Source organism: Streptomyces calidiresistens, assembly GCF_014141525.1.
Lineage (GTDB): Bacteria > Actinomycetota > Actinomycetes > Streptomycetales > Streptomycetaceae > Streptomyces > Streptomyces calidiresistens.
Genome location: NZ_VKHS01000079.1, coordinates 1 through 11,857, shown reverse-complemented (window position 1 = coordinate 11,857; position 11,857 = coordinate 1). Strand labels below are relative to the sequence as shown.

General features: G+C 70.9%; 5 protein-coding genes. 3 read left to right on the top strand and 2 right to left on the bottom strand.

Features of this window, described 5'->3' with window-relative positions; all coding sequences use genetic code 11:
• A partial coding sequence (locus tag FOE67_RS05905; protein WP_228473593.1) for a PDDEXK-like endonuclease domain-containing protein occupies positions 1-5,236 on the bottom strand: 5,236 nt, incomplete at its 3' end.
• A gap of 342 nt (positions 5,237-5,578) precedes the next feature.
• Here FOE67_RS05905 and FOE67_RS05900 point away from each other — a divergent pair.
• The 3 genes from FOE67_RS05900 to FOE67_RS05890 all read left to right on the top strand — a co-directional run bounded on the left by FOE67_RS05900 (position 5,579) and on the right by FOE67_RS05890 (position 9,738).
• Positions 5,579-6,427 carry a ParB N-terminal domain-containing protein gene (locus FOE67_RS05900; RefSeq protein ID WP_182661164.1) on the top strand — a complete coding sequence of 283 codons (849 nt, stop codon included), beginning with the start codon at positions 5,579-5,581 and terminating at the stop codon, positions 6,425-6,427.
• A 116-nt stretch (positions 6,428-6,543) separates the two neighbouring features.
• Entirely contained in the window at positions 6,544-9,093 is a 2,550-nt protein-coding gene (locus tag FOE67_RS05895) for a GmrSD restriction endonuclease domain-containing protein (protein WP_182661163.1), read from the top strand.
• A complete protein-coding gene (locus tag FOE67_RS05890) occupies positions 9,094-9,738 on the top strand; it encodes a hypothetical protein (protein WP_228473592.1) in 645 nt (214 codons plus the stop codon).
• Positions 9,739-9,855: 117 nt separating this feature from the next.
• Here the strand turns inward: FOE67_RS05890 and FOE67_RS05885 are convergent, their stop codons facing one another.
• Complete coding sequence (locus tag FOE67_RS05885) at positions 9,856-11,439, bottom strand: competence protein CoiA family protein (RefSeq protein ID WP_182661161.1); 1,584 nt, start codon at positions 11,437-11,439, stop codon at positions 9,856-9,858.
• Positions 11,440-11,857 lie beyond the last annotated feature (418 nt).

Below are 11,857 nucleotides of genomic sequence, written 5' to 3'. Positions count from 1 at the left end.
CCCCCACCCCTTCCGATGCCTCCGGACTCCCGATCCCCCGGCTCCCGTGCCGGGCACTCGGGTCCCCCGCGTCCCCGGGGGCACCCGGCCCGTCTCCCCCGGCCTGATCCCCCACCGGGGCGACCGGGGCACCCGGGAGTTCCGTTCCTCCATCGGGGACGGTGGCACCCGTGGGGCGCTCGGCGAGGGGCTCGATCCCCAACCGTTCCAGCTCCGCCCACAGAGGGGCCAGCGCCTGCTCCCGGTCCAGGTGGAAGCGACTGCCCCGGATGCGGACGAAGGTCCAGTCGACGCGTTCCAGGTCCCGCTGACGAGCGGCGGCGGTACCCGCGTCCTCCCCGTCGCCGAAGGCGTCACCGTCGCAGGCGACCGCGAGTCGGCGGGTGCCGCCCTCGACCACCAGGTCGAGGGTATGGCGACCGACCCGGTGGTTCGGCCGCACGCGGTATCCCCGGGAGGTCAGTTCCAGGTAGACCTTCTGTTGGAAGAGGCTGTCGAACGCCTCGTGCCGCACATCCGGCAGCACCTCGCCCTCCAGGGCGACGGTTCCCTCCTGCGCCGGTCGGCCGAGGTGGTCGAGCCACCGCCGGCGCAGGTCGTTCCCGTGGAACTGTTCCGGCCGGGCGCTGTGGAAGACCCACACCTGGTCCCGGGCGCGTGAGGCGGCCACGTTGAGGCGCTGCTCGTACGTCTTGCCATTGAAGCCGCCCGGTACGGTCCCGGCGGAGGTGGTCGCGGAGTTGACGCAGGAGACGAAGACGACATCCCGCTCGTCGCCCTGGAAGTCCTCGGCGTCACCGACCCGGATGCGCCGCGCCTCGCGCTGCTCGTAGTCGAGGCGTTCGGCGAGCAGGTTCTCCAGCTCCGTCAGGTGTCCCTTGGCACCGCGCAGGCTGATGACTCCCATGGTCCTGCCCTCGTAGGCGGGGTCGGCGCAGCAGCGCACGAGTTCCTCGACGAGCCTCTCGGCCTCCACGGGGTTCACCAGACGGTCGTTGGCGCCCACCGCCGCGCCCTCCTCGACATGCACGACCCGGACCGGGGGCAGTCGGTCGGCCCCGTACTGCCGCAACGGCTGGAGGCGGCCGTCGTAGCACAGCTCGTTGGAGAAGGAGATGATCTCCGGCATGCAGCGGAAGTGCTCCTTGAGCATGAGGGTGCCGCGCCCGGCGGAGAGCGCCTCGGTGAGGTCGAAGAAGCTGGAGTCCGGGCCGAAGAGACTGCGCACCTCCGGCTCCAGGGCGGTGAGCAACCGGTCCCGCAGGTGAAAGTACTCGTCCTGCTTGAGGCCGACGTTGGAGGGGCTGACCTGCTTGCCGTCCCCGACGACCACCATCCGGTCGGCGAGCCAGCTCAACAGCATGCCCTCCAGGCCCGACTGGCTGGCCTCGTCGACGATGACGACGTCGAAAAGGCCGGGCCGGTCCATGGGTACCGTCTCCGCCACCTGGTGCAGCGGCATGATCCACGCGGGCACGGCCGTCTGAGCCTTGCTCAGCGCGGCCCGGGCATCGCGTTGGTACCGGTGCCGGTACTTGCCCTTGATCCGGCGGGCCGCCTGTTGGTAGGAGCTGAGGGCCCGCGACTGGTCGCCGGTGAGCAGCCCGAGGCAACGGTGCCAGGCCCGGGCCGCCGCGAGTCGGGCGAGCAGGATGCGCGCCTCGTCGTCGGCCTCCTTCAGACGGTGTCGCAGCGTGCGTTCGACCTCCGGATCGGTGAGGCGTTCCATCCGGTCACGCCACGCCGACCAGGCCCATGCCTCGGCGAGCATCGGCAACCGGAGGTCCCAGTCGGGGTCCTCCGGGGAGGTGGTGACGCGTTCGGCGAGCGATGGGAACGCCTCGCGCACCGGGACGAGCGCGGCCAGTTGTTCGGCCCGCAGCCGGGCGGCCTCGCGCACCTCGGCCATCTCCTCGCCGAACTCCCGGTAAGCCCGCGGGTCGCGCGCCCGGACGGCGTCGAGCGCACGGGCGACGGCGGGGGCGGCCCCGGGACGGTCGCTCCACGAGCGCAACAGTTCCTCGACATCCGCGATCACCCTGCGTGATCGTTCGGCGGCACGCAGGGTGGTCGCGGCCCGGAGCAGGGCGCGGACCGCGTTCTCCACCGGTGTCTCGTGCCAGGGGGCGACGGCGAGTCGGGGCGAGCCGGCGGCGGCGGTGACGACCTCGGTCCGGGTGGCGATCACGGCCAGCAGGGCCTGGAGCACGTCGGCGTCCTGCCGCAGCCGGGCCAGGCGAGGGCCGTGGCCCCGCCATGCCCCGACCTCGGTGCCCCACTCCGCCTCCACCCGGGCCAACAGCAGTTCGAGCCGGACGCGGGCGACGACGACCGCCGCACCGGCGGGGTCCTCGGGGCTCCGCCCGTCGACCCGGACGACCTGCGGGAAGTCCCCCACGGCCTTGGCGAGCTTCGTGCGGGTGCCGAGTGGTCCCCGCAGTTTCTGTCCGCTCGCGAGGCCGTCGTGCAGGGTGGTGGCGATGCCGAGCGCCTCGGCCGGGTCGTACCGCTCCAGACCGCTGACCATCGCGGTCCCCAGAACGGCGAGTGAGGCGTCGAGGTCGGTGAGGGCGCCGGTGACCGCGGCGTGCCGGCTGTGGGTCTGCCGGGTTCGCCCCGCCGTCACCTCCTCCAGCAGTTCCCCGGCCCATCCGTCGGCCGCCTGCGCGAGGGCGGCGGCCCGGGCCCTGGCTCCGGCGAAGGCGTCCAGGGCCTTCTTCAACCGTTGTTGTTCGGCCTCCTCCAGGCCCCGCACGGCCGCGTCGTACTCCAGGCTCAACGGGTCCCTTCGAACCTCCTCGTGCGCCTCCTCGGCCGAGCGCACCACGTTCACGGCGTCCTCGAAGCCACCGGGGCCGGGCAGTTCGGAGGGGCCGGGCACCTCGGCCGCCAGGACACGGTGGTGCGGGGCGAAGGCACGGGTGGCGTGCAGGAGCCGCAGGACCTGCTCGGCGGTGACCGAGGACCGCTCCCCCGGGACCGGCCCGAGCCACTCGTACCGTTCCCGCTCGGCGGCCAGACGCTCGGCGATCTGCTGGAGACTGCCGGTGTAGTCGCCGATCTCCGCCTCGAAGCGGTGGGTCTCCCGTTCCCGCAGCACGGCGAGGTCACCGAGGATGTCCCGCTGGGTGGCGCGGACCTTGGCGAGTCGCGCCGAGAGGGTGCGGATCCCCCGCTCCGAGGCCCCGGGGTCGTACCCGGCGTACTCGGAGAGGATCCGCTGAATGGAGGCCTCCAGTTCCCGTTGGGCCGCCGTGCCGTCCTCGGTGCGGCTCACGCACAGGTCACGGACGCTCTCCGGGAGTTTTTCCCGCAGGACCCGCAGGGCCCGCGGTGTGTGGCTGGTGATGAGCACCCTTTTGCCGCGGGCGAGCAGGTCGGTGACCAGGTTGGCGATGGTGTGGGTCTTGCCGGTGCCGGGTGGTCCCTGCACCACGACGAGACGGTTGGCACGCAGTCGTTCGGCGATGGTGCGCTGTTCCTCGTTGGCGGGCAGCGCGAAGTACATTTCGTCGGCGTCGGTCCCGGCTCCGGGCCCGTCGGAGGCCACGAGGTCGGCGGCGGTCAGCGCCCCGTCGCGGCCGGCGATGTAGCCGAGCAGCTCGGTGGGGGGTGTTCCGGTCTCGACCAGCCGGGCGATGGCCTTGAGGGCGTCCATCGTCGCCCGGCGGTTGCGCTCCCGCAGGACGAGCGCCGGGGCGAGCCCCACCCGGGGGACGTCCAGAGTGCGCGGATGGACGCGTTCGACGGTGGGCTCGTAGCTCCCGGCGCTGTGCGCCGCGTTGACCCAGCCGCGCAGGGCGGTGTGCACGGCCTCCAGGTGTCCGGGGTCGGTGAGGTCCGAGGACTGCTCCAGATCCTCGACGATCCGCTCGCGCACCGGGCCGGAAACGTGCCGGGAGCCCTCCAGCATGCCCTCCTCCAGCTCCGGGCCGGCTCCGGTCGGGTCGGGCCCGGCGGTGAGGGTGCCGGTGGTGGGGTCGAGGCGGAGGACGGCCCGGTGGGTGACCAGGTGACGTTCCACGCGCTGTCGGGTGGTCGTCTGCCAGGTGAGCCGGCCCAGCCCGAGCACGAGTTCGTACGCCTCTCCGAGGTTGGCGGCGTCCTCGTGCATCTTGTGCAGGCGGTCGTAGAGCTTGACCAGGGGGTCGATGGCGCGCCGCCGCTCGGCCCAGGACAGCCATTCCTGTTCCCAGGCCGCGTACAGCTTCTCGATTTTCTCGCGCTTCGGATGGGCGTCGAGTTCGTGGTAGGTCTTCTCGAGCGGAGTGCCCCCGGACCAGTCGGGGAATTCGGGTTCGATCCGGCGGCGCAGGTGCGGGGCCCGGGTCTGCGAGAAGTCCCGGAGCCGGGTGTCGTCGATCCAGGGCGCCAGGAGGGGCGCGGGATGCGGGGCGTCCTCGCGCGCCGGGCGCTCCACGGTCAACCACGCGGGCTCGTCGGTGTCGAGGGCTCCGTCGAGCATCACCGCGACCCCGGGGTCGTCCGGCAGGTCATCGAACCACACGGTGCCGGCGGCGCCGTCGAGGGTGCGGACGGGACGCGTCCTCGATTCCTCGGCTTCGGCGAGGAATCGGAAGATCTGTCGGACGCGGACCGCGTCGAGCTCCTCCGATGAGGGCCGCCGGCCCCGGTCGTCGGCGGGAGGGCGCGCGGTGTCCGGTTCCGGTTCGGTGAACAGCGACGGCTGCTGATCGCCGAACAGCGCCGCCTGATCGGGGAGCCGACCCGGCGACGGGTGGGGTGCCGGTCGCGCGAGGGTCGCCCGGGGACCGGTCGGCGCGGAGGGCGTCTCCCCTGCCGTGGTGAAGGTGACGCTCTCGCGATTGTGCTCCCGGGGGAACCTCACCTCGATGTCGAGGTCGGCGATGGTGCCCGGTGGGATGCTGTACGCCCAGGTCGTGAAGACCCGATGCCCCGCGCCCAGGGTCCCGGAGGGCCCCTCGTCGAGCAGGTCGCCGCGGGGGTCCCGTATCCGCCGCCCCGTCTTGCCGTACGGTCCGGTGCTCACCACCAGGTCGAGGCCGTCCAGGTCCACGGGCCCACTGGTGTGATTGTCCAAGTACAGCGTGCACCGAACGAGGTCGTCACCCTGTCGATAACCATGAAGGCCCGTCGGATCGGCGGGCTCGTACGGCATCACGTCGTCGACACGGACCCCCAGACCGTCGTCGTACCGATGGACGGCCCCGACCGGCCGCTCCCTGTCCCCGCGACCACTGTCACCGTGGCTCATCCGCCACCCCCACTGCTGTTCGAGGCCACCTCGGTGGCCGCTTGATGTCATCCCGCCCCGGCCGGGTCCACTCACCTCCGGAGGAGCAAGCTCCGGTGTGAACTGAGCACACACGGGAGGGTATCAATACATTTCTGGATCATGACCCACAGGAGCGCCGACCCCCTGGCGCGAGCATCCCTCCGGAATCCCCCGGGGCTGGTCACCGAACCATAAAATCGGGACGAAGACAAGATCGCAATCATTATCGCGCGTTGACTTAGTTCACACAGTCAGTGCATGATGTCCTCGTCGGGGCGCACGCGTCTCCGACGTCCCGTCGGAAAGAGGAGTCCGCGCACCATGCACATGGAAGTACTCCGGGTCGGCCCCGAGTTGGCGGCGGAGTGGCTCACCCGCAACACCAACAACCGCCCCCTGAGCAAGAGTGCCGTGCAGCAGTTGGCGGCCCGCATCCGCCGGGGTGAGTGGCAACTGACGCATCAGGGGATCGCGTTCGACGAGGACGGCGTTCTGATCGACGGCCAGCACCGCCTGGCGGCCATCGTCAAGGCGGACACGACGGTGCCGTTGACCGTCACCCGGGGCGTGCCCCGAACCTCCTTCACGGTGATGGACACCGGACGCAAGCGCACCGGTCGGGACGCGCTCGCCCTGGCGGGGGAGGCCAACGCGACACACCTGGCCGCGGCCCTGCGCGGCCTCCACCTGTACCTGCACGCGCCCAACTCCGCCTGGAGCGGAGGTGTCTCCGTGACCAGCCACGACCAGCTGCTGACCGTGCTCGAACAGCATCCCGGCATCCGTGAGGCCCTGCCCCGGGGCATCGCGCTGAACCGCGCGTGCCGCATCACCGTCACGGCGGCGACCATCGGCTGGTACGTGACCACCGGGGCCCGGCCGGACATCGACCAGGCCCCCTGGAAGGAGGGCATCGTCACCGGCGCGCGGCTCGAGCCGGGCGATCCCCGCCTCACCCTGCGCAACACGATGCTCGCCCTGGCCTCGGGCCGATCCCACCGCCGCCGTGACGACTCGCGTGAGCACCTCCTCTACTACCTCAAGGCATGGAACGCGTGGGTCGAGGGCCGTTCCATCAAGCTGCTGCGCCGCTCCCCCAACGAAACGATGCCCCGGATCTCCGGGCAGACGACCACGGCCCCGGCCACCGGGACGCCCTCCCGGGCGTGAATGTCCGCAAAGCCCCTCGCCGTTGACGGAGTTCACTGTAGGTTGAACGCCCGCCGGGGCCCGGGGCCGTCGCACCCACCATCCGATCGTGGCCTGCCGACAGGGAAAGGAAGCGCATGCGCGCGCAGGAGATCACCTTCCTCAAGCTCGTCCAGGGGGACAAACAGTTCCAGGTCCCCCTCTACCAACGGACGTACAGCTGGGGCGGGGACCAGCTGAAACGGCTCTGGGAGGACGTCGGGGAGCTGGTCGACCAGCACCTTTCGGGGGAGGTCGGCGCCCCGCACTTCCTCGGCTCCGTGGTGCTCGCCCCCGGTCAGATCCAGGCCGGCGGTGTGCAGCGGTGGCTGGTGGTGGACGGCCAGCAGCGTCTGACGACGTTGATGCTCGCGTTCACCGCCCTGCGCGAGCATCTCAAGAAGACAGGTGACACACGCGGCGCGGACCGGGTGCACCGGCAGATTTTGGTGAACGAGTTCCACGAGGGCCTGGACCACTACCGGTTGCTGCCGACACAGGCCGACCGGGAGGCGTACACGGCCTGCGTCCAGAACCGGGCGGAGGCCGGGAGCGGCGACAACATCGGCGCCGCCTACCGGTTCTTCCTCGGCGCGTTCGCGGAGGGGCGCGAGGCCACTCCCGACGACCGGTGGATCGCGGCGGTCGAGACCGTCCTCAAGGACCTGCTGTCGATCGTGGAGATCACCGCCGAGTCCGGTGACAACGTCTACCGGATCTTCGAGTCGATCAACAACACCGGCGTCGGGCTGAGCCAGAGCGACCTGCTGCGCAACTACGTCTTCATGCTGCTGCCCAAACGGGGCGAGCGGGTCTACCGGGAACTGTGGCTGCCCATGCAGCAGAGTCTCGGCCCCAAGAACCTCGAACTCCTCGTCTGGCTGGACCTGGTGGTGCGCGGGCACCACAAGACCAAGCAGAGCGAGATCTACCGGGAGCAGCAGAAGCGGCTCCAGCCGCTGGCCGGCGACGAGGACGCGCTGCAGCGCGAGATCGCGGAGTTGGCGGAGCGCGGCCGGCGGTTCCTGCGCATCGTCGAGCCCTCGCGCGAGCGCTCCCCCGCCCTGCGCGCGGTGCTGGAGCGACTCGCCGCCTGGGGCGGCCAAACCCACTACCCGCTCGCCCTGCACCTGCTGGACCTCGTCGACGCCGGAGGGGCGACCCCGGAGGAGGCGGCGGAGGCGCTGGGCCACGTCGAGTCCTATCTGGTGCGCCGGCTGATCTGCCAGACACCGACCACCGGCCTCAACCGCATCTTCATGGAGGCTCCCAGGGAGTTGGAGACCGACCGCCCCGCCCCCGAGGCGGTCCGGCGGTTCCTCTCCGGGCGGCGGCGTCGCTGGCCGAGCGACGAGGAGTTGCGCGAGGCCGTCCGCGGCAAGCCGTTCTACTGGGGCGGCCGTCCGTATCAGCGGAGTTACATCCTGCGCCGCCTGGAGGAGAGCTACGGCTCCACCGAGCCCGTGGACTTCGCCAGGGCGTCCCTGAGCGTGGAGCACGTTCTCCCCCAGCGACCCGCCCCGGAGTGGTTCGAGCAGCTCGCCGAGGAGACCGAGCCGAACCAGAGTCCGCAGGAGCTGCACGACCTGCTGGTGCACACCCTCGGCAACCTCACCCTCAGCGGGGACAACACGAAGCTCTCCAACAGCCCCTTCGAGCGCAAGCAGCAGATCCTCGACGCCAGCGCCCTGCGGATGAACCAGGAGATCGCCGCCGAGCGACGCTGGGGCAAGGCGGAGATCCTGGCCCGGGCCGACCGGCTGGCGGACCGGGCTGTGAAGCTCTGGCCCGGCCCCCTCGGCGGCATCACCTCCACCCGTGAGGAGTGGCCGGGGTGGGCGGAGCTGCGGGCGGCCCTGGTGGCGATGCCGAGCGGCACGTGGACCACGTACGGCGATGTCGCCGAGCTGATCGGCAGCCACCCGGTGCCGGTCGGGACGTATCTGGGCTCCCACCCGGCGGTGATCGGGGCGTACCGGGTCCTCACCTCCGAGGGAAAGGTCTCCGCCTCCTTCCGCTGGGACGAGAGCAGCGACCGGCAGCCACCGCGGGACCTACTGATGAGCGAGGGGGTGGAGTTCGACCCGGCGGGTCGGGCCCACGTCTCGCGACGCCTGTCCGCCGCCGAGCTGGCCACCCTGTTGGGCAAGGACGTCGCGCCGCCCGCCTCGCACGACCCGCTCCCCGACGGGGAGGACGCGGCGACGGCCGAACGGTTCCGTGCGCAGTTGCGGGAGCACTCGCCGGAGGCCTGCGACGGGGTGGCGGCCACCCTCGACTTCTGGCGCCGCCAGGGCGGTCACGTCACCTACGGCCGGCACGAGGAGACCAGCTGCTCCCCGATGCTGGACGCCGGGACGAGCCGGCGCCCCCACCTGCTGTGGCCGATGACGATCTACCCGGTGAGCGGGACGGTCGAGGTGGTCTTCCAGTACCTCAGGAGCCGTGCTCCCTTCGACGACTCGGAACAGCGCCGCGAGTTGTTGAACCGCCTCAACAAGATCGACGGCATCGAGCTGCCCGAGGCGAAGCTGGAACTCCGCCCCTCGTTCCCGGTGGGGGTCTTCGCGGCGCACGGTGAGGAGATCCGCGGCGTGCTCGACTGGTTCGTGCACACGGCCGCCCTGGACCTGGCACGGAGGGACTGAATGGGCACGACGATTTCCGAGCGGGGAGAGGTATCGGTGCACATACCGGCCGAGGGCACCCTGACACGCGTCGAGGGCCGATCGAGGAAAACCGACGGGTCGTCCCTGTCCGGCGCGTCATCGGAGGCGAGCACCCTCGCATGGGAGCTGAGCCTGCCGGGGTATCCGACGTTGGAGATCCACGACGACCACTGGGACAACGGCGAGCGGAACCTGGTGGTCCACAAACCGCCGGTCATGCCCCAGATGCCGCTGGCCCTGGCGGGCCTGTACGGCCGTCTGCGTTCCGGCGTCTCCCCCACCGAGGGGCGCCGGGAACTCCGTATCATGCTGTACCCCACCTACGTCGACGAGCGTCATCGGCCACGGGTCAAGAAGTCCCTGACGACCCGGGCTCTCACCGATCTCATGGCGCCGTGCGTGCTCCGGGAGCTGACCGCCCGGGAGGGCGTCACGCTGGAAGCGGCCCATCCCAAGCCGAACCTCCCGCGCGTCGACCTCGACAACCCGCAGGACGAGAAGCCGTTGCAGCACGCCCTGTTCTTCCCGGCCGAGGACCTGGAGACGCCGGTTCTCGCCTTCGTGCACTTCCGGGTGCTGCCGGTGATCCACCACCTCGGGTGGCCGGTCCCGGCCGCCGGCTGAGGACCCCCGGCGCGGGTGACCCCCAGCGGCCCGGGGGATTCACCGCTGCCGTCGTCTCCGCTGTCCGGGCCCGGGCCCGGCGGGTTTCCCGCCGGGCCCCGGGCCTCGACGGCTCGGTCACCCACCACCCGTGCCCCGACGGGGACGGGTGCCGGGGGCCGGTGTCTCCCGCTTCTTCCCGCCCTTGGCGCCGCCCGCCTTCCGGGCCTTGCCGGATTGCCTGGTGGAGGTGACGACCTTCCTTCTGCGTCTTGGCCCACCGGCGCGCTTCACCTCATCGGTCAAGTGGCTCCGCAGCCAGGTGCGTGCCTCGATCATCTCGGCACGCAGACTTCCACTCTGGGCCCGGGACAGGTGGGGGAGCACCTCTTCCGCCTCCTTGAGGAAAGCGGCCAATCGCCTGACGGCTTTGTCCTTGCGTGCCCTCGCCAGCTCCCCTCGGACCTCCTTCGCCTTCCGAAGGCGCCCCTCTTGGGGGTCGTCCCTGCCGAACGCCCCGCTCTCCCTGTGCAAGATGACGCGAGGCTGCGGCGATCGGACATCACCCGCCACAAGGTGACCGTCCTTGTTGATCCCGAACCGGGGCAGGGGAATGCGCGGCGGTGTCCCGTACACGGCAAAAGCCCGGTCGATCTCCCGCCGACACCAATGCCTCAACACCTCGGCCGTGGCGGGGAACCCGCAACCGACCGCCTCGACGACAGGCCCCACGTAGGACGGTGTACCACCGCCATCGGTTCGCAGCAGAGCCGGCAGAAAGGGCCTGCCGCTCTTCCCCACCTTCCTGTCGAGGTCCGTCAGCAACCGTGTCCGCTCCGCGTCGGAGAGCTCCGACAGCTCCTCTCCGGCGGTTCGGGCCAGTACCTCCCAGGTCGGACGGGTGCGCAGTCCCGCCGCCTTCACGAGGGCTTCCCGCACGGCCTCGACCTGCTGCTGTCGCGAGCGCCGGGGCCGGTCGGAACCCTGCCCGGGCATCCGGCGCGCCGGTTCGGCCGATCCGGTGCGTCGCCGGGGCCCGAGACCCGGTACCCACAACCCCTCCGGCGTCATCGCGCAGGCGTCGAGGGGCACCCAGTCGGTGCTGCGCCCCGGCTCCTCCGCCCGGAGACGGACACGGCGTGCCGCGCCCTCGGTCTCGCAACGGAAGCGGAGCAGGTGCCCTCGCTCGTCGTACAGCTCCTCCATCGTCTCCGGATGGACCGCGCCCGGCCCGAAGACCCAGTCGACGCCGGCCGCCTCCCGCTTCAATCGTTCCCGGGCGGCGACCCATTCGGGATGGTTCAGGATGCGGAACTGGAACCGTACGTGCCGGCGGTCCTCGCGCGTCCGGAAGTCCACCGCGTCCCCCGGGCCGGCGCCCCGACCATCGAGCGAGACCCGTGCGCCCCATCTGTGCCGGCCGGCCCACGCGCTCAGGTCGCTCTTGACGAAGAGGTGGTCCGCGCTGTTCACGCCCGTCTCCGTGCGGTGGCACGAGGTGTTGGGGTGATGGGCGAAGTGGCAGACCTTGTTTCGGTAGAGGCGGTCGGAGAGTTCGTTGCCGCAGCCTCCGAGGGCCAGGCCGCACCAATAGCTGTAGTGGGGGTGCCGGCGACGCCACAGGGCGAGTTCGTCGGCGTCCTTCGGCAGAAGGATCGCACGGTGGGATGTTTTCGATTCGATCACCGCGGTCTGCACGAGTCTGCTGTCCGCACGGGTCATGTCCGCCCCCTCAAGGTCTCGCGCCGTGGCGAGCCACCTCGAACTCCAACAGCGACAGCATGCCCGCTGTGCACTGAGCTCACAAGGGATTTGGGGAGTTTCCCGCTTCCGGTTCAAACCGTCCCACCATCACCACGCCCCGGGGGCGCGGGCATTGAACGAATGCGCTGCCATGCGCCCCTCCCCCACCGGCGACGCCCACCCCATACTCCATCCGGAGGATGTGGTTCTGCTTATCGGGGCGGGGCCCGGGGGCTGTCCCTTATAGACATCTGACGCTGCCGGCGAAGCTGCAAGTGTAATTCTCGGTAGTCGCCGTGTCAACAGAAAAAAAAACCTGCTCTACGCACTCAACATAGCCGTGAGAACCGCGCCTGATGCCTCGGTAAAAGCGCTGAAATATGCCGCAGCGGTTTCG

Coding starts and splice junctions, on each gene's coding strand:
- FOE67_RS05900 (WP_182661164.1), top strand. CDS start 5,579: ATGCACATGGAAGTACTCCGGGTCGGCCCCGAGTTGGCGGCGGAGTGG.
- FOE67_RS05895 (WP_182661163.1), top strand. CDS start 6,544: ATGCGCGCGCAGGAGATCACCTTCCTCAAGCTCGTCCAGGGGGACAAA.
- FOE67_RS05890 (WP_228473592.1), top strand. CDS start 9,094: ATGGGCACGACGATTTCCGAGCGGGGAGAGGTATCGGTGCACATACCG.
- FOE67_RS05885 (WP_182661161.1), bottom strand. CDS start 11,439: ATGACCCGTGCGGACAGCAGACTCGTGCAGACCGCGGTGATCGAATCG.